This window comes from Roseovarius lutimaris (assembly GCF_900115165.1).
GTDB classification, from domain to species: Bacteria; Pseudomonadota; Alphaproteobacteria; order Rhodobacterales; family Rhodobacteraceae; genus Roseovarius; species Roseovarius lutimaris.
The window spans coordinates 267,981-292,292 of sequence record NZ_FOVP01000002.1 but is presented as its reverse complement, the minus strand read 5'-3'; the positions used below and the strand labels follow the sequence as shown (position 1 = coordinate 292,292).

Here is a 24,312-nt window from a genome sequence, read left to right as displayed (position 1 = left end):
CCAATCGACCTGTGTTGGTATCGGCGGCGACCCGATCAAGGGCACCGAGCATATCGACGTGCTGGAATGGTTCCTCGCCGATGACGAGACCGAGAGCATCATCATGATCGGTGAAATCGGCGGCTGTGCCGAAGAAGACGCCGCGCAGTTCCTCGCCGACGAGAAAAAGCGCGGCCGCTGGAAACCCACCGCAGGCTTCATCGCCGGGCGCACCGCCCCGCCGGGCCGCCGCATGGGCCATGCCGGGGCCATCGTGGCCGGCGGCAAAGGCGGCGCCGACGACAAGATCGAAGCCATGAAAGCCGCCGGCATCATCGTCGCCGAAAGCCCCGCAGGCCTCGGTGAAGCCGTCCTCGAAGCCATCGGGTAAGACCCTTCGGCGCGTCTGAATATCAAATACAACCAACACGCGAGTCCCGGCAAACACTCTTGCCGGGCCTCGCTTCGTTACCGGATTGCCATCTTTACTCGGCGGCTGCCGCCTCGGCCTTTTCAACCCGGACCGCCGAGAACTTGAACTCGGGGATCTTGCCATAGGGGTCGAGCGCCGCGTTGGTCAGAATGTTCGCCGCCGCCTCGACATAGGCAAACGGCAGGAACACATTGTTCTCGGCCACCGCCCGGTCGGCCCGTGCCATGACGGTCACCGATCCCCTGCGGGTGCTCAGGCGCAGATACTCGCCCGGAGCAACGCCCAGCTCGCGCAGGGTTTTTGGATGCAGCGAGCAATTCGCCTCTGGCTCGACCGCATCCAGCACCTTGCTGCGCCGGGTCATTGATCCGGTGTGCCAATGCTCAAGCTGTCGCCCGGTGATCAGGACGAAAGGATATTCGCCATCCGGCACCTCGTCTGGCGGGATCACATTGGCAGGGGTAAAGCGCGCGCGACCCTCGGGGCGCGGAAAGCCGTCACCAAAGACAATCGACTGACCCGGGTCCTCGGGGCTGAGCGACGGGTATGTCACCGCGCCACCTTGCAGACGCTCCCAGGTGATGTTGTCCAGCGAGTGCATGTTCAACTTCATTTCGGCAAAGACCTGCGATGGGTGGGTGTAGGTCCAGCCAAGCCCCAGCCGTTTGGCAAGCTCCACCTCGATCCACCAATCCTCCCGTGCGTCCCCCGGAGGGGGGGCAACGGCGCGCCCCATCTGCACCTGACGGTTGGTGTTGGTCACTGTGCCGGTCTTTTCATACCAGGCAGAGGACGGCAAAATCACGTCGGCATAATTCGCCGTTTCTGTGAGGAAAATGTCCTGCACAACCAGATGGTCAAGCTTGGCCAGAGCGTCCCTTGCATGATCCACATCCGGGTCGGACATTGCCGGATTTTCCCCCAGAATATACATGCTTTTGATCTTGTCGGCATGGATCGCATCCATGATCTCGACCACGGTCAGACCCTTTTCGCTTGAGAAATCGCCCGATTTCCAGACGTCGGTAAAGGCCGAGCGCACGCCGTCATCTGTCACGCTCTGATAATCCGGCAGGAACATCGGAATCAGCCCCGCATCGGAGGCCCCCTGAACGTTGTTCTGCCCGCGCAACGGGTGCAAACCGGCGCCGGGGCGGCCGACCTGTCCGGTCATCAGGGCCAGCGAGATCAGGCAGCGCGAATTGTCGGTGCCGTGAATGTGCTGGGAAATTCCCATGCCCCAGAAAATCATGCCGGCCTTGGCCCCTGCAAAGGTACGCGCGACATCGCGCAGAACCTCGGCCTCAATGCCGCAGACTTTGGCCATTTTCTCGGGCTCAAAGCCTTTAAGATGCGCCTTCATCGCAGGCCAGTTTTCTGTAAAGGCCTCGATATACTGCGTGTCGTACAGACCCTCCTCGACGATCACATTCATGATCGCATTCAGCATCGACACATCGGCGCCTGCCTTGAACTGAAGCATATGGCTGGCAAACCGCTTGAGCCCGGTGCCGCGTGGGTCCATCACGATCAACTTGCCGCCGCGCTTGGTGAACTGTTTGAAATAGGTCGCTGCAACCGGGTGGTTTTCAATCGGGTTACATCCGATGGCGATGGCCACATCGGCGTTTTCGATCTCGTTGAAGGTGGCGGTCACAGCGCCCGAGCCGACGTTTTCAATCAGTGCGGCAACAGATGAGGCATGGCACAGCCGCGTGCAGTGATCGACGTTGTTGTGGCCAAACCCCTGGCGGATCAGCTTTTGGAAAAGATAGGCCTCTTCGTTCGAGCATTTCGCAGAGCCAAATCCCGCCACTTCACGCCCGCGCCCCTTCATGCCATTCGCGGCAAAATCAAGCGCCTCGTCCCAACTTGCTTCGCGGAAATGCGACAGCAGATTGCCGGGATCCACATTCAGCCCCTTGGCGGGCGCATCCTCGCGCCGGATCAACGGCTTGGTCAGACGATGCGGATGGTTGATATAATCAAACCCGAACCGCCCCTTGACGCAGAGACGGTTTTCATTTGCCGGGCCGTCGATCCCTTCGACATATTTGATCTTGTCGTCCTTGACCTTGAACGAGATCTGACAGCCGACGCCGCAATAGGGGCAGACGCTTGCGACCTCGCGGTCGTAATCCTTGCTGTCGCCGGCCTCGTTTTCATCCAGCACGGTCGCCGGCATCAATGCCCCTGTCGGACAGGCCTGAACGCATTCGCCACAGGCAACGCAGCTGCTGTCGCCCATCGGGTCGTCCTGATCGAACACGATTTTTGCGTCACGCCCCCGCCCCGCCATGCCAATGACGTCGTTGACCTGCACCTCGCGGCAGGCCCGGACACAAAGGTTGCAATGAATACAGGCATCCAGATTGACCCGCATCGCCACATGGCTGGCATCCAGAAGCGGCACATGATCAGGTTCAACTTTGGGAAAGCGGCTTTCTGAGACACCGTTCAGCGCGGCCATGTCCCAGAAATGCGATGAGGCGTCATGCTTTACCTCGGGCTGATCCGCAGCCAAAAGCTCGATCACCAATTCACGCGATTTCCTGGCGCGCTCGCTATCGGTCGTGACGGCCATACCCTCGGCGACAGGGCGGATGCACGAGGCCACCAGCGTGCGCTCGCCTTCAACCTCGACCATGCAGGCGCGACAGTTTCCATCCGGTTGGTAGCCTTTTGCCGGCTTGTGGCACAGATGCGGAATAACCAGACCTTGCCCGTTTGCGGCCTCCCAGATGGTCAAGCCTTCGGGCACGGTCACATCCTTGCCATTCAGGCGGAAGGTGACGGTTTTGGCCTCACTTGCGTCAAGCATGTCCTTGTCCTTTCTCAGCCTTTGATCTCATCGGCAAAATGTTTCATCACCAGCCGGATCGGATTTGGGGCTGCCTGCCCCAGACCACAGATCGAGGCATCGCCCATCACCTGGCACAAATCCTCAAGAAGGTCGGTATCCCAACTCTCTTGCTGCATCAGTTTGACGGCCTTTTCACAGCCGGTGCGGCACGGCGTACATTGGCCACAGCTTTCATCCTCAAAGAACCGCAGCATGTTAAGGGCGGCATCCCTGGCCTTGTCCTGATCCGAAAGAACAACCACAGCCGCGGACCCGATGAAGGTGCCCAACGGCTGTAGTGTGTCAAAATCGAGCGGGACGTCGTCAATATGAGCAGGGAGAAGACCCGACGACGGCCCGCCCGGCTGATAGGCCTTGAAAACATGGCCCTCAGCCATTCCGCCAGATGCCTCGATGATATCCAGAATGGTTGACCCCGCCGGAAGCAGATAGACACCGGGGTTGGCGACTCGCCCCGAGACCGAATAGCTGCGCAGGCCTTTGCGGCCATTCTTTTCCACGGAATTGAGAACCTCGGGGCCATCGCGACAGACCTTGGCAACCCAGTGCAGTGTTTCGACATTATGCACCAGCGTCGGTCGGTTGAAGACGCCGACCTGGGCCACAAAGGGCGGGCGATGTCGTGGCATCCCGCGCTTGCCTTCGATGGATTCGATCATCGCGGATTCCTCACCGCAGATATAGGCCCCGGCGCCGCGCCGCAGGTCGATATACCCCGACGCCACGATGCCGGCCGCTTCCAATTCCGCAATCTCGGTTGCCAGAATGTGGAGCACCGCAGGATATTCGTCGCGCATGTAGATAAAACAGGTCTCGGCCTCGACAGCCCAGGCCGCTATCAGCATGCCCTCAAGGAAATCATGCGGCGTGCGTTCAAGATAATACCGGTCCTTGAAGGTGCCCGGCTCGCCCTCATCGCCATTGACCGCCAGATACCGCGGCCCGCCGTTCATGCGAACAAAGCCCCATTTCTTGCCCGACGGAAAGCCAGCACCGCCCAACCCCCGAAGGCCCGAGGACAGGATTTTATCCTGCACCTCTTCCCAGTTGCCACTGTCGCGGAGCGACGCAAGCGTGGCGTACCCGCCGTTTTCACGGTAGGCCGCGAAGGTTTCATAGTCGGGGATATGGGCGTGGGTGTCATCGGCGGCGATGGCCGTCTGCACCTTTTCGGGGGTCGCATGGTCGATGTGGTTGTGGCCGATCTCCAGAACCGGCGCCGTGTCGCAGCGCCCCATGCAAGGCGCCCGAAGGACGCGCACCTGTGACGGATCAAGACCGTCCTGCAAAGCATTGCGCAGCTGCTCGGCCCCGGCCATTTCACAGCTGAGCGAATCACAAACCCGGATCGTCAGAGCCGGTGGCGGCACCTCATCCTCGCGCACCACATCGAAATGCGCATAGAAGGTCGCGACCTCGTATACCTCGGTCTGGGCAAGGCGCATTTCGTCGGCAAGTGCCGCGATATGATCGGCGGACAAATGGCCGTAATGATCCTGAATCAAATGGAGAAATTCAATCAGAAGATCACGTCGGCGCGGCCTGTCACCCAGCAGGGATTGTACATCCTGAACCGCAAAATCGTCTACCTGACGGCCCTTGGGCGTTTTCCGGCTTTTGCCGGTTCCCTTTTTCTTCCAGATACCAATGCGATCGTCCAGCGGTGACATGGTGTTCTCCTCAACCTCGTGGCTCTTGGTATACCACATCAACAAGGCTGAAGGTCAATCGCTTTAATCTGATATTGCGATAACCAAAGCTTATCTACTTGACCCTCAGGGCGCGCCGCAATGCCTCGACCGTTGGCAAGCTTGGATCGCGCAGCGGCGTAACGATGCTCACACTCTTTTCAAGCACCGGTGCAGCCAGGGGTAATGCCACCGTTCCCTCGGGCGCGCCAAGGGCTTCGATCAGATGCTTTGGAACAACCGTGGCCGACATGCCTTCGGCGGCGAGCACCATCGCAGCAATAAACCCGCTGGTTTCGACACTCACCTCGGGGAACAGGCCAAGGTCATCAAACACCTTGTCCAGAGTACGGCGGTTCTGCATTCCGGGTTCCAGCAAGGTCAACGGCAGTTGCGCCGCCTCTGCCCAGGTCACCTCGCCACTCAGGCGCGGCGCCAGATGTGTCGGGACCAGCAAAAGGTAGGTTTCCTTATATACGTCCTCTACGCGCAAAAGATCACGCGACACCCCTTCTCCATAGGTGATTCCGGCCTCGTAAAGCCCGTTTTCCAATCCCTGCTGAATGGCGAGGGAGGTGGCCGTCTGAAGCCTCACCTTAATACCGGGGTGCTTTGTTCTGAGGGTTTTGACCGTGCGGGCCACGAAGATCACAGCCGTCGGCACGACCCCAAGCACGAGTTTGCCGGTGATCTCGCCCTTCGCCGACCGAAACTCCTGCTCCAGAATTTTGACGTCTTCGACGATCGTTCGCGCATGGCGCACCAGGGCCTCGCCCTCGGTTGTGAAACCCTGAAACCGGTTCCCGCGCTTCACGATTGGCGTATCAAGCTTTTCCTCCAACTTCCTGATCCGCATTGAAAACGCTGGTTGCGACACGCCGCAATCTTCTGCGGCCCGCGCAAAATGCTTTCGCCGTGCAAGCGAAGCGATAAACTCAAGGTCGCGCAAACTGATCAAGGTGGCCTCCGTTTCACCGGCTTTCTACCTGCCTACCCCGCGTCCGAACAAGGGACCAGTGCGTTGACAGAATCATAGTTGTGGTATACCAAGAACCAACCAGCCAGGAAGGAGCGGCGCGATGATGCTCTCAGAGAACCAGTCTAAAGAACTGCTATGCCAGTACGGTGTTTTGATTCCCGAGGGTCGCTTGGCGCATACGCCGGAACAAGCCGAAAAGCTCTGCAAGGACATCAAGGCGCGCAAATACGTGGTCAAGGCACAGATTGCCGCCGGGGGCCGAGGGCTTGCAGGTGGAATCAAATTCGCCGCCACGCCCTCCGCCGTCGCCAACGAGGCCCGGACGCTTCTCAATTCAAAACTGGTCACCGAACAGACCGCGGCCGCGGGCGAAACCGTGCATTCGGTTTATGTCGAGGCCGCAATCGACATCGCAAAGAACTATTATATCGCGATTTCCTTTGACCCCAATAGCGGGCAGCCTATCCTTCTGGCCTCTGCGGCCGGCGGGGTTGAGTTTGAACAGCTTGCGCGCATGGATGAAAATGCGGTCAAAACCTATCTGTTTGACGATAAACCCGAGACCCGCGATGAGCTGATCGCGTTCCTCAAGGGCGTCGGCATTGAAGGTCCGGAGGCGGTTGAAACCATTTGCAACGCCCATGAGGCATTTTGTGAAAACGATCTGACCCTGGTTGAAATCAACCCCTTTGTGCGCACGGCAGATGGCAAATGGATGGCGATTGACGCCAAGATCGCACTCGACAGGAACGCCTCTTTCAGGCGCCCCGAGTTCGACTCTATGGTCGAGGATCTCGGCATGTCGTCCAGCGAAACGGAAGCGCAGAAGAGCAACATCAATCTGGTCAAACTTACCGGCGATATCGGCGTGGTTGCCAATGGCGCCGGTCTTGGGCTTGCGACCAACGACATGATCACCGACGCCGGTGGGAAACCTGCCAATTTCATGGATATCAGAACAACGGCGCGCAGCTTTGACGTGGCCAGGGGGGTTGAACTGCTCCTGTCCGATCCGACGGTGAAGGTCATCCTGCTTAACATTCACGGCGGCGGCATGACGGCGGCCGATACGGTGGCGGAAGGTGTCAACTTTGCCTATTCCCGCGCCGCGCGAAAATTACCGGTCGTCGCCCATATCTCGGGCCATAATGCCGAATGGGGGATCAACATCCTTCGCGACCGGCAAGTCCCCGTTGAAATCTTCGACACAATGTCCGGGGCGATCAACCGCGTCGTTGAAATTGCAAGCAGCGGGAGGACAGGCTGATGGCCATATTTGTCAACTCCGACACACGTGTGATCGTTCAGGGCATGACAGGCCGGTCCGGCACATTCTACACCGATCAATCGGCGCGTTACGCCCCCTGCTATGTTGGCGGCGTCCGGCCGGGAAAAGGCGGCAGCCAGCATCTGGATTTGCCGATGTTCAATTCCGTCAAGGAGGCGATGGCCGAAACAGGTGCTAACGCCAGCATGGTGATTGTTCCGGCCCCCTATGCGGGCGATGCCATGATCGAGGCGATCGAGGCCGGTATCGGCGTCGTTGTCTGCGTGACCGAACGTATTCCACAACATGACATGAGCCGCGTCAAAAAGGCGTTGCAGTCTTCAAAAACCGTTTTGATCGGCCCGAATTCGCAAGGCATCCTGACGCCGGGCCAATGCAAGATCGGCGTGATGCCGACCCGGCTTACGATGCCCGGCAATATCGGCATCGCGTCGCGCTCGGCGTCTCTGACATCCGAGATTGTCGCCCAGTTCAGCAAGGCCGGAATGGGCCAGTCAACAACAGTCGGCATTGGCGGCGACACCTTGCATGGCGTCAATTTCGTGGATTGCCTCAAACACTTCCGCGACGACGATGAAACAGAGGCGGTCGTGCTGATCGGCGAGATTGGCGGGCGCGACGAAGAAGAGGCCGCCGCCTATCTTGCATCGCTCGACTATGGCAAGCCGGTCATCGCACTGGTGGTCGGGCGGTTCGCACCGCGCGGGCGTCAGATGGGCCATGCCGGAACCCTCTCGGTGCTTGGCGGCGGGACGGCACAGGATAAGATATCATGCCTGCGTGATGCCGGTGCAGTCATTGCCGAGAACGCAGATGACGTCGTTGCCGCCGTGAAGCGCACACAGGCCGCTGGCTGACAGGGTTTTTCCACCATGACTTTCCCGCACCTTCCCGACACCATGAAAGTAATCGAGGCCAATGGCACCGGCGGGCCCGAGGTTCTGGTTGAGGGGGTCCGCCCCCTGCCAACACCTGCGGCCGACGAAATTCTCATCAAGGTCACGGCTGTCGGCGTCAATGGCCCTGATCTGGTTCAGCGCAGGGGCCATTACCCGCCTCCCAAGGGCGCGTCGGACCTGCTTGGGCTCGAAGTGTCGGGCGAAGTGGTTGCCGCAGGGCCAGACCAGACAAAGTGGACGCCCGGCGACCGGGTCTGCGCCCTGACCAATGGCGGCGGATATGCCGAATATGTGGCCGTTGCCGCCACTCATTGTCTGCCGATCCCCAAGGGTGTCGAAGAGATGGATGCCGCCGGCCTGCCTGAGACTTTTTTCACCGTCTGGAGCAACGTCTTTTTCGGCCAGGCTATTCCTGAAAATGGCAACTTCCTTGTTCACGGAGGGTCTGGCGGGATTGGCTCCACCGCGATTCAACTTGGCACCGCGATGGGCCTCAACGTCTACACCACGGTCGAGTCAGACGCGGCCGCGACGTTTGCCACGTCACTTGGGGCGATACGAACCATCAATTTCAACGAAGAGGATTTCGTTCCGATCTGTCGCGAGGCGGGCGGCGCCGATATCATCCTCGATATTATCGGCGGCGATTATGTTGCCCGCAATATCAAGGCCGCGCGCCACGACGCACGCATCATCCAACTGGCATTCAACCTTGGTTCCAAGGTTGAAATTGACCTGATGCCGGTGATGCTCAAACGGATCAGTTACACCGGGTCGACCCTGCGATCACGCTCGGACGGTTTCAAGGCCGAGGTCGCCCAGGACCTTCGCGAAAAGGTATGGCCGATCTTTGCCAGCGGCTCGCTTCGCAGCGTAACCCACGCGGTTCTTCCGCTGGGCCAGGCGGCCGAGGCGCACCGCATCATGGAAGCCGGTAAGCATCATGGAAAAATCCTGCTCCAGCCTTAAAACCTGTCCAAGGCGATTTGCGCGCCGCGCGATTGGGCCGCGATGCGAAACGCACGACATGACCGACCGTGTGCATTGGCGGGCGAAACGCAAATCCCGAAATTCGCAATGATGACGCTAAACGTTGATTTGATGGCGCTAACGACGCCTATCTTAGCTTTCAGCATCTAAAGGCCCATGCTAACACCTATCGTAAATACAGCAGCCACGATTTACGCTCTGCACCCGGTTGCGACGTTGTAGAGTACGACACCAAAGGAGACCTACATGACAACTGGACGGGTAAACCCAGGATTCCGACTTGAAGACCAGGGGATCAAAGGGTTGGGCAATGTTTATTACAACCTCATAGAAGCCGCCCTCGTCGAAGCCGCGCTTAAAAGAAACGAAGGCGCCCAGGGAAATGGCGGAACTCTGCTTGTTTCAACCGGCGAATTCACCGGCCGGTCCCCGACGGACAAGTTTATCGTCCGCACGGAAAGCACGGAAAATGAAATCTGGTGGGAAAACAACGCACCGATGGACCCAGAGGCCTTTGACAGGCTGCACCAGGACATGCTGGCGCATATGGCTGGTGGCGATTATTTCGTTCAGGATTTGGTCGCAGGCGCCGACCCGGAGCACAGCATCAACGTTCGCATAATCAACGATCTGGCCTGGCACAGCCTGTTCATTCGCCACATGCTGCGTCGGCCCGAGCGCGAGGATCTGAACAGTTTCGTTGCTGAATACACGATCATCAACTGCACCAACTTCAAGGCTGACCCATCCCGCCACGGCTGTAACTCGGAAACTGTGATCGCGCTCAATCTCGACGAAAAGCTGATCCTGATCGGCAACACGGAATACGCGGGCGAGAACAAGAAATCGGTCTTTGGCCTGCTGAATTACCTGTTGCCCGAAAAAGGCGTCATGCCGATGCACTGCTCGGCCAACCACGCAAATGACAACCCGACGGACGCGGCCATTTTCTTTGGCCTCTCGGGCACCGGCAAGACGACCCTCTCGGCAGACCCCGACCGAACGCTTTTGGGCGATGACGAACATGGCTGGTCGGATCGTGGCACCTTCAACTTTGAAGGTGGTTGCTATGCCAAGACAATCAACCTGAGTGCCGAGGCGGAACCCGAGATTTTCGCGACCTGCTCGATGTTTGGCACGGTCATCGAAAACATGGTTTACGACGATGAGACACGGGAACTTGATTTCGAAGATTCAAGCCTCACCCAAAACATGCGGTGTGCCTATCCTCTTGATTACATTCCCAACGCCTCGGAAACGGGAATGGCCGGGCACCCCAAGAATATCGTGATGCTGACCTGTGATGCGTTTGGCGTACTGCCCCCGATCGCGCGGTTGACACCGACACAGGCGATGTATCACTTCCTTTCCGGCTTCACGGCCAAGATGGCGGGGACAGAACGCGGCCTGACCGAACCGCAGACGGTCTTTTCAACCTGCTTTGGTGCGCCGTTCATGCCGCGCCGCCCCGAGGTCTATGGCAACCTGCTTCGCGACAAGATCGCACGCTATGGCTCGACCTGCTGGCTGGTGAATTCAGGGTGGACCGGCGGCGCTTATGGAAAGGGCTCGCGGATGCCAATCAAGGCCACGCGCAGCTTGCTGACGGCGGCTCTGGATGGGTCGCTTTCAGAGGTCGAATTCCGAAAGGACCCGAATTTCGGGTTCGACGTCCCCGTCGAGGCCCCCGGCGTTGCCGAGGTCCTGCTGGACCCGCGCCGCACCTGGGAAAACCAGGATGACTATGACATTCAGGCGGCCAAGCTGGTGGATATGTTCGCGAAGAACTTCGAACAGTACCTGCCCTACATTGATGACGATCTGAAGGCGGTCATCATCGGCTAGGTACGCGACATCGGTCCTGACCAAATACGGTCAGGACCTTTTGCAGGTTTGTTCTGCTTGGTTTGCTCACCGGCCCATAAGTCCGCAACGAGATCCGTAACGACGCAAATTGGACGAATGTTGGCGATGGCTCCGCAAGGTTTCAAGACATTGCGCAATGTGTCGTTGTCATCGGCGCGGTCTGCCAGAAATGTCGTGTCGGCCGTTACGCTGGCGAACATGCCCGCCGCCGAACGTCCTTCCTAGGCCTGACCCTCGGTCAGATTCACCAGAATCGAGCGGCCAATGGCATGCAAAATCATGTCGGCGGCCCCGCGTTGAACTAAGGCAGCGCCTTGAGTGCCACAGTCCAAAGTCAAAACTTGATCGGGTAATAGATGCAGTCGGCCAACGTACTGCGGTTCAAATCGGCAATGAAGGCAGCTTCGGCCTGCAGCAGCTTCGCCTTAAGCTGGCAGCGAGATGTCAGGGTGCAAGCGTTGCCGTTGGCCAAGAAGCACTCCACCAACGCCTGATCTGCCTCAAGCAGGGATACGACATCGCCCAGCCTTATCTTGTCGGGTTTTTGTGCCAATTCCGCGCCACCACCCCCTCCACGACGCGTCTTCAGATATCCTCCGGCAGATAGTGCCGAGATAACTTTGGCCAGGTGATTGCGCGAGATGCAGAACTCCTCTGCCAGCTCTGCGGTGGTGAAGGGGCGGTCGGGTTCGCCTGCCATGCGCATGAGCACACGCAGGCCAAAATCGGTGAAAGTGGTAAGGCGCAAGATCTGTGTCCTGATTTGGTATTTACATTGCGTATTCAAAAGGTGTAATCGGTATTTCAAATACCGGATCATCACTCACGGTCAATACTATCTGAAAGTGTCTGCTATGAAAGGCATCAGCGAAGCCAATATCAACGCAGGTGGCCACACATGACGCCGCTGGCGTGCATTACCCCGACAGAGCGCGGCGTGGCGGATCGTTTGCTGGCCGATGCGGTGACCCGGCTCAGCAGTGAGGGGATAAGAGTACTGGGTGCTCTGCGCGATTTTGAGCAAAGTGATGCATCAAAACAGTGCGAAAATACGCTTCGGCTTTTGCCGAATGGCCCGATTGTGCGCATTACTCAGGATCTGGGTCCCGGCTCTTCTGCTTGCAAGATGGATGCCGGCGCGTTGGAAGACGCCGTCGGGATCGCCGTTGCGCGTCTGGCAGCCGAAGGCGCTGATCTGATCGTGCTGAACAAATTCGGTCTGCGCGAAGCCGAAGGCCATGGCTTTCGCCAGCTGATCGGAGATGCACTGGCCAGCGAGATACCCGTCTTGCTTGGCGTCTCTGACACGCATCGCGCAGCCTTTGAGCGTTTCGCAGATGGCATGGCCACCAACCTGTCATCAGATGAGAAAGCAATTTTGACATGGTGTAAAACGGCGATCGCGCGACGGCCCAACATCGCTACCGGCTGACACGAGCGTATAGAACAAACGCGCGCATCACCAAAAGGCTGAGACAAAGGAGAACATCCAAATGGTCAGACCCATTGAGTTTCCCGGCAAAGATGCGCCGACACCCGCGCTGATCGCGCATATACTAGAGCGCTATCACGCAACACATCGGCGCGAGTTGCCGGAATTGATTGCATTGGGCCGCAAGGTCGAGACGGTCCACGCCGACGACCCGAATGCGCCGCATGGGCTGACACATGCACTTGAAGCGCTGATCGTCAACCTCGAGGTCCACATGCGCGAAGAAGAAGAGAATGTCTTTGCAGCGGTGGATTTTGGACGCCCTGAAAAGGCAGATGGGCCCATCGCCGCGTTGCGTCACGATCATTCGGGGCAAGAGGCGACGCTGAACAAGATCGCCGCGATTACGCATGGGTTCCGCTTGCCATCATATGCCTGCGGATCCTGGACCAGGCTTTACGCAGGGCTTGGCAAACTGGTTGAGGATATGGACGAGCATATGTTCCTTGAAGACACGGTGTTGTTCCCGCGCCTTGAGGATGCCGCATGACCGATCTGTCCCGCCTGCCCTGCGCCTTGATCCAACCACTCTTAACGCACGTCGTCCGGCGTATTGCGGCACGGCATCCATCGCTTTTTGCACGGTTGGGACCGCACCAGTCAACAGATTTCCTGATTGACCCGATCGAGCTTCCCTTTGCCCTGCACTTGCGGCCGGACCCCGAGGCACTGATCTTCCGTGCCGTTCCACGCGATGCCGCGCCGCACCCCGGTGCATTGATCCGTGGTAAGTTCATGCTGCTCCTGGAACTGATGGATGCAGAAGAGGACGGCGACGCTGCCTTTTTCTCGCGCGATCTAGAGGTGTCGGGTGACACCGAAGCGGTCGTGCGATTGCGCAATGCGCTGGACGACGTGGACGGCTCTATTGCCGAAGAGACGGCGGATATGTTTGGCGCCCCCGGTCGCGTGATCCTCGCCCGGTTGCGGCGCAACTATCCCACCCAAGAGAACGGAGCCGTCGCACCATGAGCCTCGCCGAACTGATTTGCCCCGCCGGTACGCCCGCAGCATTGCGCACAGCGGTCGATGCTGGTGCCGATGCTGTCTATTGCGGGTTTCAGGATGCCACCAACGCCAGGAACTTCCCGGGGCTTAACTTCACTCCCGATGAACTGGCAGAGGCGGTGATTTATGCTCATGCAAAGGGTACAAAGGTGCTTTTGGCGCTGAACACCTACCCGCCTGCGGGCAAGGTTGATCTGTGGCGGCAGGCGGCGGATACGGGTGCCAGATTGGGGATTGATGCGTTCATCGTCGCCGATATGGGCGTGGCCGATTATATTGCCCAGACCCATCCGCAGGTCCGTTTGCATCTGTCGGTACAGGCCGCGGCCTCAAGCCCGGAGGCCATCAGGTACTATTGCGAAAATTTTGGCGTTAAACGCGTGGTGCTGCCGCGCATCCTGACAATCCCGGAAATCAAGCAGGTCCGCAAGGAAATCCCTTGCGAAATCGAGACCTTCATTTTCGGCAATCACGGTCTGATGGTAGAAGGGCGATGCAGCCTGACCAATTATCTGACAGGCCAATCAACCAATATGGATGGCGTCTGTTCACCCGCCTCGGATGTTGAATACAAACGCGATGCCGATGGTACAATGTCGTCGCAACTGGCCGGCTTCACCATTGATTGCTTTGGACCCGATGAAAAGGCGGGCTACCCCACCATCTGCAAGGGGCGTTACACCGCGCCGCACCGGTCAGACGCCTATTACGCCTTTGAAGAACCCGTCAGCCTGAACCTGTCACGGCTGCTGCCGGAGCTGATCGATGCCGGTGTCCATGCGTTCAAAATCGAGGGGCGGCAGCGGTCAAAATCCTATGTACGGGGCGTGGTTTCCGCCTTTCGCCGCGCGGTCGATGATATTCGCGCGGGCCGATCTGCGGATATGGCAGACCTCGTGGCACTGACCGAGGGGCAAAAGCAGACCCAAGGCGCGTTCGAGACCAAGAAATGGCGGTAACAGAGATGACAAAACTCACACTAGGCCCGATTGCCTATCACTGGTCTGCTGAAAAGCGGCGCGATTTCTACGCGCGTATCGCGGATGAAACCCCTGTGGATGAGGTTTATCTGGGCGAAGTCATCTGTTCCAAGCGCGCGCCGTTTCACGAGGCTGACCTGCCAGACACGATTGCGCGGCTGGAAAGGGCTGGCAAGACGGTGATCCTGTCATCGCTGGCCGAAGTGATGCTGAAACGCGAGCGCAAGGCGACTGCTGATCTGGCCGCGATGGACGCGCCCGAGATTGAAATTAACAACGCTGCGGGTCTTTATGTCCGAGGTGACCGTCCCCACCGCATTGGGCCATTCATGAACGCCTATAACGAGGCAACGATTGCATGGATGGCCCGCCAAGGGGCCAGTCACATCTGCCTGCCCACCGAATTACCTGCCGAGGCGATTGCCGTGGCCACCAAGGCCGCCCGCGATCTGGGGCTTGGTGTGGAGGTGCAGGTCTTCGGGCGGGCGTCATTGGCTGTCTCGGCACGTTGTTACCACGCGCGCGCGCACGGGCGTACCAAGGATAACTGCCAGTTCGTGTGCGAAGACGACGCCGATGGCATGCCTCTTTGCACAACAGATGAGCGGCCAATTCTGCGGGTCAACGGTATTCAGACCCAATCGCAAAGCTATGTCGATCTGTTGCCAGAAATGCCCAAGCTTGCATCCGTTGGCGTGACGCATCTGCGCCTGATGCCGCAAGCCGTCGATATGGTGGCTGTCGCACGCACTTTTCGTGATGCGCTGGACTGCACTTCGAACATTACGGACGCTGAGCAGGCACTCCACGACATTTGCGGCGATGTGGCGTTCAGTAATGGGTTCTATTACGGACAGGCTGGCTATCGACGCATCGCTATGGCCGCGTCCGGCTGATCGCATATTGTCATCCGTCCGAAGCGATAAACGGTTCTGCCTCTATGAACCGTTCCGGGTTTCCAGAGGCTCTGACTTGCCCCTGACCTTTCACCCAGCCGAAACCGGAGCCCTTTGGGTTGACGCACCAAATGGCTATGGACTTACAACAACGAACGCCCCAACAGGCCATCGGCGAAATGCCCCCCGCCAAGAAACTGAAAACAGCCGCACGAATTCTACGGCTGGACCCCGTTGAAAATGGGGATTTACCACTGCAAATCGCAGCTTACGTCGGCATCCGAATCTCGGAGCCGACTCATAATTCAGAATTTTATAAGAGAAAAAGACTTTGACAGCTAAACCTTTTGTACATAATTGCGGAGATGCAAGGCTGAGGTAGAAAAAATTTTTCTAGGCAGATTTTTCGCTATGGTAGTTTTACCTTCCCGTATTTGGTGAGCGAGGTTGCTACATGAACGGACTGATAACAAACCTTCAAATTTCGACACACTCTAGACGATGCGTCGAGGATTACCTGACATCCCTCGGAATTTCTCCTGAAAACTTTCATGGAAAAATCGCAGACCAAGATGAGATGTTCCACAAGGCGATAGCAGTGAAGCATCCGGTCGACTTCGCCTATTTCAAGTATATAGAATCCGGTCGTCGCACGCATGACGTAATGGAACAGTTCTATCAGCATTACTTTGGCGGCCCACACCAGATTGGATCTGTTCTCGAGTTCGCCAGCGGGCACGGGCGCGCGACAAGATTCATGATCCAGTCCATTCCGGCAGACCGGGTCTGGGTGTCTGACATCTATTCTGACGCGATGTCGTTCCAGGAATCCTATCTCAAGGTCAACACCATTCAGTCTGTCGAACATCCGGACAAGTTCGAATGCGACAGAAAGTTCGATCTGATAACCGCGATGTCGCTGTTCACCCATCTGCCCGAGGATATTTTCGGAAAATGGTTGGCAAAGCTCGGCTCATTGCTCGAGAAGGATGGCGTTCTTGTCGTTACTGCCCGCGAGGCGGAGACGGTTACAGGCACGCGAAACATTGATGGCATTGAGGAACGCGGTATTGTATATGAACTCCGCTCGGAAAGCAGTTCGCTGTCGACCGACATATACGGGCTGACGACGGTGACCGACGAATTCATGCGGAGGATGATTGCCGAATTCATTTCCCCGAAGGCGAATATACATGTTTTCAGGCGCGGATTATATTTGAATCAGGATGTGTATGCGATTTCATTGCGTGATCCGGTGGCGTTCACACCGCTCGACCTGAAACGACCTCCCACTGGGGGGCGGGCACCCCAATGGATTTCGGTGAATTCGGGCCGGGAGTTCCAAATTTTCGGATGGGTCGTGGACATGAACGTCGGTCACGAAATCGTGGCGGTTGACGTTTACATCGACAATGTGAGGTTTGGGCAGGCTGAATTTCATCCCTATCGCAATACGGATTTTGCAAAGCATTTCCCCGGTTTCGAAAATGAGCCTAAATCGTGGTCGGTTCGCCTGCCAGCCGATCTGTTGCGCCCGGAAAGCATCGTGAAATTTCGTGTCAAATGCGATACGGGCGCATCGATCGAATACTATGCGCCTCCGGCCGACTTGCTCCATACGGCCAGCTAAGCGTCGCTCGGGCGAGGCGCGGAATCCTTCAGTTCTGTATTAACGACCATACCCACAACACCGGGACTACTGGAGTATGTTCTCAGGCAATCCCCCCCAACGGAGGCAGAGGAGGCATTTTTTGCGAACATGAACGTATTCGATAAAGTCGCTTGAGAAGAACCAGGCAGTCTACGGTAAAACCCGGGCGGTTAAGACACGCCAGTTGCGGGGAACGCTACTCAACCACCAAGGAATTCGGTTGATGAATGTGGACGCTCGGATCGCGAAAAATATGCTGACGGCGGCGGTCGATGAAAATCGACCGGTCCCTTGCGTCCACGACAGCTTCATCGTCGGCTATCCTCGCAAGCTCATGAAATATCGCACATAGTTTCGAATCGGACTCTAAGCTAAACTGGTCCAGTTTACGGGGATCAGATCAAGTTCTATTGTAACCTAGAGAGTTTTTGAGAGAATCGATGTTAAAGTGAAAATGAGGCCACAGGCCCACAAGTTATTCAAGGGGATGCGTAGGGGATTGAACCGTTGCGGTTGCAGGCGGCAATTATTTGACAATACCGTTGGCATTAGTGCGACGAAGTATGGCAAAGTACCAAGAACCCATCCCAGAAATACGCAAAAGGCTGGCGATGAGTAAAATTGTGGTTTCAATAAGTCAATTGCGCAGTAAGGGTATTGAGGTGCTGAACCGCAGCGGATCTCGGTCTGTCAGCCTTCCTGCCGATACACGGCTTGAGGCCCCCTCAAGCCTAAAGTGGACCGAGTACGAGCATTCGATCCATCTAGGAGCATTCTCATATCAAGTGTCAGGATATTGTTTTGCGGCACGCATTGGACGCTATTGCTCTTTCGGTGAGAATGTACAGATTGGACGGCAGGATCACCCTCTGACTTGGGCCTCAACCAGCCCGGCGTTTTATCTACATGACCGCCTGTTCGACCTAGACGACGGGTTCGAGGGAGCCGAGCAGTATCACAGGTACCGCTTCTCCAATGAGGGGCCGCCCACGAAAGTGAATATCACCAAGATCGGCAATGACGTCTGGGTTGGCCATGGGGCGTTGATCAAAGCGGGTGTAACGATTGGTGACGGGGCGATTGTGGCCGCGCATGCGGTAGTTGCTCACGATGTGCCTCCCTATGCGATGGTGGCAGGGAACCCGGCAGTTATAAAGAAATTCCGACTTCCGCCGACTCTAATCTCGCCGATGTTGCGGTGTGAATGGTGGCGCTATGCACCTTGGCAACTGGAGCATTTGCAACCATCGAAACCCCATCAATTCATTATGGGTGTTCTGGCCATGCATGAACAGGAGCCAAACTTCCAACCCACCGTCGTGAATCTTTCTGAGGGCGGCATATGACAAAAGTCGTCTTTCTACACATCCCCAAGACTGCTGGGCAGACCATCCATCAAGCTCTGGTTGGTGCGGTGGGCGGGCCTGAACATGTCAGCCCAGTGCGCACCCATACTCAAGCTCCGAACGGGTCGCAGATGCCAGGCGGGTTCAGACTCTATTCAGGGCATATTGACTGGGTTGAACTGGAAAAACTGCCACAAGACCGCTTTGTCTTTTCGGTGCTACGCGACCCGCGTGAACGAATTGCCTCCTTTTACCTTTATCTATTTAACGAGGCTCAAGGGCTAAGCCAGAAACAATTGCAGCTTCCTGAGAATTTTGGCAAGCGGCGGATCCTTGAAGTGTCGGCGGATGAGTATTTCTTTGGTGGTGATGCCAACTGGAAGAGATTCATATGCGATCACTATGACAATTTCTATTGTTCCTATTTTGCCACCCGCAAGATGCGCGGTCATCAGGAACTGGCTGGACTTACTCTGGCAGAGGTATTGATGCAGGCACGCGCTGGTGTAGCAAAATTGGACCGAATTTATGCCAGTACCGGTCTCACGGCACTAGAGGTCGATATCGCAGCGCGTCTGGGCAAGCGAATAAAAGTGGCGCAAGTCTTTCACAATACTGGTGATCATGCTGTGGGTGAGGCGCGCTGGCCCAAGCTGCTGGCACGGCTAGAGTGCGATGAAACTGCTGGAAAATTAAAGAATTTTGTCGCAAAAGATATAGAATTGATGGCCGAGGTGTTTCCGGATTAGGGGCTGCTTTGCAGCGAAACAGTCTCCAATAAAGACGATACGCGCGTTTTTGAAGGCATCTTTGAAGCCGATCGCGTCGTCGCCAAGCATTTGATTAATGCGCTTTCCAGGAGGTTAGGATGGAACGGAACAAGCTTTTTCAACTTTCCTTTTTTGATGAGGCAAAACCCGCGACTGTTACGATGACTTCAGAAGGAGTGTTGCCATGACTCTGGAAGGAAAGACGGCGAGCCTAGAGGCTGAGGCCGAAAAGATTCGTGATTACTTTGATGCTGAATACTACCTGGAATGCAACGAAGATGTGCGAGAGGCTGGAGTTGATGCACTGCTTCATTTTTGCGAATATGGTTGGCGTGAGCTGCGTGATCCGAGCTCTGAATTCTCGATAAGCTCTTACTTGGACGAACACCCTGAAATCCGCGAGCGTGAAGTAAATCCTTTAGTCCACTTCGTGAGTTTTCGAGAGGAAGAAGAAAGCCAAGCAGTCAAGCCCGAGGTAGCCGAGAGTTCGCTCGATATAGCCATTGCAGAGCGCATAGCGAGAGAGGCTGATGATGTAGAGCCGCATTTCGACGCGGAGTTTTATCTAAAGACATATGGAGACATTGCCGAGGCAGGTGTGGATCCACTCCACCATTTCATGCATTACGGATGGCGGGAAGGGCGCGATCCCTCACCGTATTTCTCGACCATTCAATACCTTAGGGACCATGCGGACATCTCGCAATCCGGTGTTAACCCGTTCTGGCACTACATCGTTGCCGGACGGCAGGAGGGCCGGATTACGAGGCCTTCGGGCAACGTGGAAGAAGCGAGTGACGATACGACCGGATTGGATGCGGTAGCAGAGATAAGACCATATTTCGATACGGAATTCTATGTTTCACACAATCCAGATCTGGCGCAAGCCGAGATCGACCCTGTCGCGCACTACTGCGCCGTTGGCTGGAAAGAGCGGCGTGACCCGTGTCCAGAATTCTCGACGCAATTTTATCTGGACTTGAACCCGGATATCGCAAGTCTGAAAATTAACCCTTTCTTGCATTATGTGACGACCGGACGGGCGGAAGGGCGGCTTGCAAGACATCCTGGTGGATACCAGGCTGAGCGTCTCCGCAATACGGTACCGCTTGAGGAAGAGGTTAAGAGATGGCGATCAAACCGCCTCCCTCAAAGGTTACTCAACACTGCGGATCTGATCGATATACTCTCTGATGTGCAGTACGCAGACAGGCACACACTGATCTTGTCGGTTGGACATGACAACTACCGCAAGGTCAGCGGCGGAGTTCAGCTGTGCGAGCATCGTGAAGAGACACTTTCGGCGGCCAACGGCTGCCTGTATCTAAACCTACACCCTTGGCAGACCCTGCCCCGTCTGGCTCATGAGACTGAGGAAAGTGACCCAGTAATGTCCCTGTTGCTCGATGGGCGGTCAATCGGTGAGTGCCATATCTCTGATCTGATTGGAACTGTCGGCACCGTTGCCACAGAGTATAACGATGTGCATGTGGTTATTCACCACATGCTGGGTCACCTGCCAGAGCGGCTGGCCGATCTCATTCTGGCAACTGGTCGTAACGAATGCTGGCTTTGGCTCCACGATTTCTTCACACTCTGCCCGAGCTACACCTTGCAACGCAATGGCGTGTCATTTTGTGGCGCACCACCGATTGTGTCCAACGCCTGCCGACTTTGCCGGTTTGGTGAGGAAAGGCGCACCCATACGGATCGAATGGCCACGTTCTTCAAGCGGGTGCAGGTCCGATTGCTGTCGCCCTCGCGAGGGACCGCCGAAACGTGGGTGGCGCGCTCTGGGCTCAGAGCTGCCTCTGTGGAGATCCGCCCGCATATGAAACTGGAATGGCGCAAGCGGGTTGTCCGACTGCCAAGAGAGGATCACATTGTCACGATCGCCTTCCTTGGCACACCCCTCCCACATAAAGGTTGGAACGTCTTCGAGAATCTTTTCCGCGCGCTACGGCATACCGAGCGCTTCCGTTTTCTGTTCCTTGGCGCAGCAGATATCCAAACGCCGGGAATCGAGCACGAACGGGTACATGTCACAGCAGAAGCACCAGACGCCATGATCGACGCTGTTGTACGCAACCGTGTAGATCTGGTGCTACATTGGGCGTCTTGGCCGGAAACCTTCTCACTTTCGACGTATGAAGCATACGCTGGCGGCGCTTACGTGATTACAAACGAGGTTTCGGGTAATGTGGCAGCCTCCGTTGTATCATTCGGTCGCGGAGTGGTGCTCCGCGACGTCGACGACCTCGAGACTTTCTTCACCGATGGTAGAAACGATCAGATAGTCCGAAAGTTACGTACCGAACGTCGTCAGAGCCGTGTGAAGCATCACCTCAGTCGTATGGTGCATGATGCGATCGACGCCGAACCTGGAGATGAGCAATGACTGTTCATGCGTTCACCAGCTGTTCCTACAGCTACCTGAACCGTGCTCGTGTTCTCGCGAGCACCCTGCGAGCCCAGCATCCCGGCTGGGTAATCTGGTTAGTGATGACTGACAAGGCCCCCGAGGGTTTCCGATTCGATCTGACGCAGGAGAACTACGACCGCATCCTCAACGTCGAAGACCTCTATGGCACAGAGACCGGTCGCTGGCTGTTCAGCCATGATGTCGTCGAGGCCTGCACCGCGGTCAAGGGTCGCGCCTGTGTCCGTATCCTTCAAGAGCCAGATTGCGAGAAGTTGTTTTATTTTGACCCCGACATTGCGGTGTTTAACCCGATGACGCCGGTGAGCGATATGCTCGATAGCAATTCCATCGTGCTAACACCGCACCAAATCGATCCCGATCCCAAGGACCAACCGCACGCGATCCGTGACAACGAAATCACGTCACTCGATTATGGCATCTACAACCTGGGCTTCGCAGCCATCTCAAACGATACTGAAGGTCGACGCTTTGCACAGTGGTGGGACGACCGGTTGACCGACTGGTGCTATGATCGGCTCGATATCGGCCTCTTTGTCGATCAAAAATGGTGCAATCTGGTGCCTTGCTTTTTTGATGGCGTCAAGACGCTGCGCGATCCGGGCTACAACGTGGCAAGCTGGAACCTTAGCAACCGTACTATGTGCTATAATAACGTGGGTTCTGCGCTTATCAACGGCGTGCCGCTCAGATTCTACCACTTTACAAAGCTCGGTCCGGTGGGCGACTGCATGACCGCGCGTTATGCCCGCGGCAACATCGAGATCTATGAACTCTGGTGGTGGTATCGCCAGCAGGTCATCGCGGCCACCGACCCCGCCATCCCAACAGGGTGGTGGCACTACGGCACCTTCGACAGCGGCGAAACCATACCGAAATCCGTACGGGAACTCTATCGCGACCGTAAGGACCTGCGCATAGCGTTTCCCGCCCCGTACACAACCGGCCCCGACAGCCTATTGGACTGGGTTCAAAAAAATACTGACCTGATGAAATACCCGCAGAAAGAGGGATTTGAGCCAGTGTAAAGCCGATGATATGCGACCCAGAGGGCATCGAGACAGTGCGAAGAGGATGATCAAAATTATGACACGCAGATATATCGTAGTCTATCAAATGGGAAAGGTTGCGAGCACGTCAATTGTTTCAACCCTTAACGAACTTCAAGATATTAGTGCTGTGCAGTGCCACTTTCTGGGAGAAAAGGCGCTGGCGGCGATCGTCCCGACAATAACCGGGGCGAATGTTCCGCTATATTTCTTTAAGCACCAACTCGGACAATTTATAGAAAATATAAGGATCACCCGTCGCGTCAACCTCATCCGTGCGAAACTTTTTGGCGATGAACGGCTAGTGGTGATATCCCTTGCACGTAATCCGGTAGAATGGGCGCGCTCAGGCGTAGTTCAGGATGTCGAAGGGTATTTGCCGAGTTTTAAAAGCCTATGCAAAACGAAATCGTTACCGTGTCAGACCGATGCAGAGATTGTGACGAATGGCCTGAAATGCGTTTTGGACGAATCTTGTAGTCTTCTTGAAAAAGCGGGCGGGATAGATGCATATCTGGCAGAAGTCGAAAACGACCCCGCAGTCTTTAAGGACACTATATTTGAGGACAACCCTGGGACGACACGCTTGTTAAGGCTGTTTTTGCGACCTGCCAATTGGTTCGAAAAGCATTTCGAAACAGCCTTGGGTATTTATATCAAAGATATGAAAGAGGACCGCGGGGTTTGGACTACAACAAGTCCAAATGCCGATTATGTCATCGTACGATACGAAGAAATGCCTAACTCTCTAGCGCAATGGTTGAATAAAAATCATGTTTGCGAGATTGCCGATTTCAAGCGTGAAAACATCAGCGGTGCAAAACAGTTTTCAAAGGAAGTTGCTGATGTGTTCTCATCTGTTTCGGGCGATAAACTAAGCAAACTTTACTCTTACACGAAATATTCCAAAACTTTCTATTACGGCTCAGAGCAACCTGTCTAAACACCTGACCGCACGCCCAAAAATCGGATAAATTTAGGATCTCTGCGGGCTGACCAAATGCTGAAACGTCTGTGGTTGCTGCCCAAAGTGCGTAAGCGAGGGTGGATGGACCTGCCCTGCTTTTGTGCCGCCCCAAGTGCTCGCTTAGGCCACTTTCCGTTCGAAGGCGACGGGTAACCGCACCTTACACAGGCGCATCACGCCCGACATTAATGTATATGACCGCATAACCTCCCCAAATGCGTATCAAACAAAGCCAAGAATGACAGCACACAACCCGTAGAAAGGCCAGACAACCAGAAGTAGTAAATTGAAGGAATATCAACAAAATGCTTGCCGGGGAAGCTGTTCATCCCATTAACTCAAGCTTGTGAGGGTTCTCGCACCTACATGGGAGGTTCGGATGAAACCTTTGAAATTGAACAAATGCATTCATGGATTTCCGCTGTTAGCATCGTCAGGTCAGTTGATTGGTTATGTCGAATCAGTTGATTATGATATGATTACATTGAAAGTTGTAGGCTGGACGATTTGCGACGACGTGACGTTAGTCTCAGGGGCCGATCAGAACAAGGTTGTTCCGAACATTGTCAGGCCTGACGTATCGATTGTGTGTCCAGAATTAAATACTTTAGAGCGCGGGAATGAGGTGGGATTCGAGGCAACCTTGGATACCACGCCTGACACTGCTTTTATTCTTATTCACTTCAATGGTGAGGGTTATTATTTTCAACTTGAGGTCTAAAATGATA

Annotated in this window: 22 protein-coding genes and 1 pseudogene; 18 read left to right on the top strand and 5 right to left on the bottom strand. The window is 56.0% G+C overall.

Annotated elements, in window-relative coordinates; all coding sequences use genetic code 11:
* Positions 1 to 370, top strand: a pseudogene (locus BMZ91_RS02970) (succinate--CoA ligase subunit alpha); the annotation flags it as partial.
* 94 nt (positions 371 to 464) lie between these two features.
* Here the strand turns inward: BMZ91_RS02970 and fdhF are convergent.
* From fdhF to BMZ91_RS02955, 3 genes are all read right to left on the bottom strand, one after another.
* Positions 465 to 3,233, bottom strand: a complete 2,769-nt coding sequence (fdhF, locus tag BMZ91_RS02965) for a formate dehydrogenase subunit alpha (RefSeq protein ID WP_092834105.1) — start codon at positions 3,231 to 3,233, stop codon at positions 465 to 467.
* 14 nt (positions 3,234 to 3,247) lie between these two features.
* Positions 3,248 to 4,945, bottom strand: a complete 1,698-nt coding sequence (locus tag BMZ91_RS02960; protein ID WP_092834163.1) for an NAD(P)H-dependent oxidoreductase subunit E — start codon at positions 4,943 to 4,945, stop codon at positions 3,248 to 3,250.
* A 94-nt stretch (positions 4,946 to 5,039) separates the two neighbouring features.
* The gene (locus BMZ91_RS02955; RefSeq protein ID WP_092834103.1) at positions 5,040 to 5,921 is read right to left on the bottom strand and encodes a LysR family transcriptional regulator; all 882 of its coding nucleotides are present in this window, start codon (positions 5,919 to 5,921) and stop codon (positions 5,040 to 5,042) included.
* A 121-nt stretch (positions 5,922 to 6,042) separates the two neighbouring features.
* On the opposite strand from BMZ91_RS02955, the gene BMZ91_RS02950 reads away from it, so the two are divergent.
* The 4 genes from BMZ91_RS02950 to BMZ91_RS02935 all read left to right on the top strand — a co-directional run bounded on the left by BMZ91_RS02950 (position 6,043) and on the right by BMZ91_RS02935 (position 10,964).
* On the top strand, positions 6,043 to 7,209 hold the full coding sequence (locus tag BMZ91_RS02950) for a succinate--CoA ligase subunit beta (protein ID WP_092834101.1): 1,167 nt from the start codon (positions 6,043 to 6,045) through the stop codon (positions 7,207 to 7,209).
* Positions 7,209 to 8,087, top strand: coding sequence for a succinate--CoA ligase subunit alpha (sucD, locus tag BMZ91_RS02945; RefSeq protein WP_092834099.1), 879 nt, complete (start codon positions 7,209 to 7,211; stop codon positions 8,085 to 8,087). Before BMZ91_RS02950 ends, sucD begins: the two co-directional genes overlap by 1 nt.
* A 15-nt stretch (positions 8,088 to 8,102) precedes the next feature.
* Positions 8,103 to 9,098 (top strand): NAD(P)H-quinone oxidoreductase, encoded by a 996-nt coding sequence (locus tag BMZ91_RS02940; protein WP_092834097.1) that lies wholly within the window; start codon positions 8,103 to 8,105, stop codon positions 9,096 to 9,098.
* Positions 9,099 to 9,365: 267 nt separating this feature from the next.
* Positions 9,366 to 10,964 (top strand): phosphoenolpyruvate carboxykinase, encoded by a 1,599-nt coding sequence (locus BMZ91_RS02935; RefSeq protein ID WP_092834095.1) that lies wholly within the window; start codon positions 9,366 to 9,368, stop codon positions 10,962 to 10,964.
* On the opposite strand, the gene BMZ91_RS21025 is transcribed toward BMZ91_RS02935, so the two are convergent.
* Positions 10,961 to 11,185 carry a hypothetical protein gene (locus BMZ91_RS21025; RefSeq protein WP_143076287.1) on the bottom strand — a complete coding sequence of 75 codons (225 nt, stop codon included), beginning with the start codon at positions 11,183 to 11,185 and terminating at the stop codon, positions 10,961 to 10,963. The genes BMZ91_RS02935 and BMZ91_RS21025 overlap by 4 nt on opposite strands.
* Before the next feature lie 134 nt (positions 11,186 to 11,319).
* A complete protein-coding gene (locus BMZ91_RS02930) occupies positions 11,320 to 11,733 on the bottom strand; it encodes an RrF2 family transcriptional regulator (protein ID WP_092834161.1) in 414 nt (137 codons plus the stop codon).
* Between the two features lie 150 nt (positions 11,734 to 11,883).
* Between BMZ91_RS02930 and BMZ91_RS02925 the strand changes: the two genes are divergently transcribed.
* The 13 genes from BMZ91_RS02925 (at position 11,884) to BMZ91_RS21350 (ending at position 24,305) form a co-directional block, all read left to right on the top strand.
* A complete protein-coding gene (locus tag BMZ91_RS02925; protein WP_092834093.1) occupies positions 11,884 to 12,417 on the top strand; it encodes a DUF2478 domain-containing protein in 534 nt (177 codons plus the stop codon).
* Between the two features lie 61 nt (positions 12,418 to 12,478).
* Complete coding sequence (locus BMZ91_RS02920) at positions 12,479 to 12,967, top strand: hemerythrin domain-containing protein (RefSeq protein WP_092834091.1); 489 nt, start codon at positions 12,479 to 12,481, stop codon at positions 12,965 to 12,967.
* Positions 12,964 to 13,449 (top strand): ubiquinone anaerobic biosynthesis accessory factor UbiT, encoded by a 486-nt coding sequence (ubiT, locus tag BMZ91_RS02915; RefSeq protein WP_092834089.1) that lies wholly within the window; start codon positions 12,964 to 12,966, stop codon positions 13,447 to 13,449. The genes BMZ91_RS02920 and ubiT overlap by 4 nt, the downstream gene beginning before the upstream one ends.
* A complete protein-coding gene (gene ubiU, locus BMZ91_RS02910) occupies positions 13,446 to 14,444 on the top strand; it encodes a ubiquinone anaerobic biosynthesis protein UbiU (RefSeq protein ID WP_092834087.1) in 999 nt (332 codons plus the stop codon). Before ubiT ends, ubiU begins: the two co-directional genes overlap by 4 nt.
* Before the next feature lie 5 nt (positions 14,445 to 14,449).
* The gene (ubiV, locus tag BMZ91_RS02905) at positions 14,450 to 15,361 is read left to right on the top strand and encodes a ubiquinone anaerobic biosynthesis protein UbiV (RefSeq protein ID WP_245736188.1); all 912 of its coding nucleotides are present in this window, start codon (positions 14,450 to 14,452) and stop codon (positions 15,359 to 15,361) included.
* 454 nt (positions 15,362 to 15,815) lie between these two features.
* On the top strand, positions 15,816 to 16,991 hold the full coding sequence (locus BMZ91_RS02900) for a class I SAM-dependent methyltransferase (RefSeq protein WP_092834083.1): 1,176 nt from the start codon (positions 15,816 to 15,818) through the stop codon (positions 16,989 to 16,991).
* A gap of 244 nt (positions 16,992 to 17,235) precedes the next feature.
* Positions 17,236 to 17,364, top strand: a complete 129-nt coding sequence (locus tag BMZ91_RS21925) for a hypothetical protein (RefSeq protein WP_281243330.1) — start codon at positions 17,236 to 17,238, stop codon at positions 17,362 to 17,364.
* A gap of 211 nt (positions 17,365 to 17,575) precedes the next feature.
* A complete protein-coding gene (locus BMZ91_RS02895; protein WP_281243329.1) occupies positions 17,576 to 18,358 on the top strand; it encodes a CatB-related O-acetyltransferase in 783 nt (260 codons plus the stop codon).
* Positions 18,355 to 19,107, top strand: a complete 753-nt coding sequence (locus tag BMZ91_RS02890; protein ID WP_092834081.1) for a sulfotransferase family 2 domain-containing protein — start codon at positions 18,355 to 18,357, stop codon at positions 19,105 to 19,107. Before BMZ91_RS02895 ends, BMZ91_RS02890 begins: the two co-directional genes overlap by 4 nt.
* A gap of 205 nt (positions 19,108 to 19,312) precedes the next feature.
* The gene (locus BMZ91_RS02885) at positions 19,313 to 21,526 is read left to right on the top strand and encodes a glycosyltransferase family protein (RefSeq protein WP_092834079.1); all 2,214 of its coding nucleotides are present in this window, start codon (positions 19,313 to 19,315) and stop codon (positions 21,524 to 21,526) included.
* Positions 21,523 to 22,596 carry a hypothetical protein gene (locus BMZ91_RS02880; RefSeq protein WP_092834078.1) on the top strand — a complete coding sequence of 358 codons (1,074 nt, stop codon included), beginning with the start codon at positions 21,523 to 21,525 and terminating at the stop codon, positions 22,594 to 22,596. The genes BMZ91_RS02885 and BMZ91_RS02880 overlap by 4 nt, the downstream gene beginning before the upstream one ends.
* A 58-nt stretch (positions 22,597 to 22,654) precedes the next feature.
* Entirely contained in the window at positions 22,655 to 23,560 is a 906-nt protein-coding gene (locus BMZ91_RS02875; protein ID WP_143076286.1) for a hypothetical protein, read from the top strand.
* Positions 23,561 to 23,963: 403 nt separating this feature from the next.
* The gene (locus BMZ91_RS21350) at positions 23,964 to 24,305 is read left to right on the top strand and encodes a hypothetical protein (protein WP_177193771.1); all 342 of its coding nucleotides are present in this window, start codon (positions 23,964 to 23,966) and stop codon (positions 24,303 to 24,305) included.
* The last annotated feature ends 7 nt before the right edge of the window (positions 24,306 to 24,312 follow it).

Coding starts and splice junctions, on each gene's coding strand:
- BMZ91_RS02920 (WP_092834091.1), top strand. CDS start 12,479: ATGGTCAGACCCATTGAGTTTCCCGGCAAAGATGCGCCGACACCCGCG.
- BMZ91_RS02960 (WP_092834163.1), bottom strand. CDS start 4,945: ATGTCACCGCTGGACGATCGCATTGGTATCTGGAAGAAAAAGGGAACC.
- BMZ91_RS02925 (WP_092834093.1), top strand. CDS start 11,884: ATGACGCCGCTGGCGTGCATTACCCCGACAGAGCGCGGCGTGGCGGAT.
- BMZ91_RS21925 (WP_281243330.1), top strand. CDS start 17,236: ATGAATGTGGACGCTCGGATCGCGAAAAATATGCTGACGGCGGCGGTC.
- BMZ91_RS02940 (WP_092834097.1), top strand. CDS start 8,103: ATGACTTTCCCGCACCTTCCCGACACCATGAAAGTAATCGAGGCCAAT.
- ubiU (WP_092834087.1), top strand. CDS start 13,446: ATGAGCCTCGCCGAACTGATTTGCCCCGCCGGTACGCCCGCAGCATTG.
- BMZ91_RS02885 (WP_092834079.1), top strand. CDS start 19,313: ATGACTCTGGAAGGAAAGACGGCGAGCCTAGAGGCTGAGGCCGAAAAG.
- BMZ91_RS21350 (WP_177193771.1), top strand. CDS start 23,964: ATGAAACCTTTGAAATTGAACAAATGCATTCATGGATTTCCGCTGTTA.
- BMZ91_RS02880 (WP_092834078.1), top strand. CDS start 21,523: ATGACTGTTCATGCGTTCACCAGCTGTTCCTACAGCTACCTGAACCGT.
- BMZ91_RS02950 (WP_092834101.1), top strand. CDS start 6,043: ATGATGCTCTCAGAGAACCAGTCTAAAGAACTGCTATGCCAGTACGGT.
- ubiV (WP_245736188.1), top strand. CDS start 14,450: ATGACAAAACTCACACTAGGCCCGATTGCCTATCACTGGTCTGCTGAA.
- BMZ91_RS02895 (WP_281243329.1), top strand. CDS start 17,576: ATGGCAAAGTACCAAGAACCCATCCCAGAAATACGCAAAAGGCTGGCG.
- BMZ91_RS02890 (WP_092834081.1), top strand. CDS start 18,355: ATGACAAAAGTCGTCTTTCTACACATCCCCAAGACTGCTGGGCAGACC.
- ubiT (WP_092834089.1), top strand. CDS start 12,964: ATGACCGATCTGTCCCGCCTGCCCTGCGCCTTGATCCAACCACTCTTA.
- BMZ91_RS02935 (WP_092834095.1), top strand. CDS start 9,366: ATGACAACTGGACGGGTAAACCCAGGATTCCGACTTGAAGACCAGGGG.
- BMZ91_RS02900 (WP_092834083.1), top strand. CDS start 15,816: ATGAACGGACTGATAACAAACCTTCAAATTTCGACACACTCTAGACGA.
- fdhF (WP_092834105.1), bottom strand. CDS start 3,233: ATGCTTGACGCAAGTGAGGCCAAAACCGTCACCTTCCGCCTGAATGGC.
- BMZ91_RS02875 (WP_143076286.1), top strand. CDS start 22,655: ATGACACGCAGATATATCGTAGTCTATCAAATGGGAAAGGTTGCGAGC.
- sucD (WP_092834099.1), top strand. CDS start 7,209: ATGGCCATATTTGTCAACTCCGACACACGTGTGATCGTTCAGGGCATG.
- BMZ91_RS21025 (WP_143076287.1), bottom strand. CDS start 11,185: ATGTTCGCCAGCGTAACGGCCGACACGACATTTCTGGCAGACCGCGCC.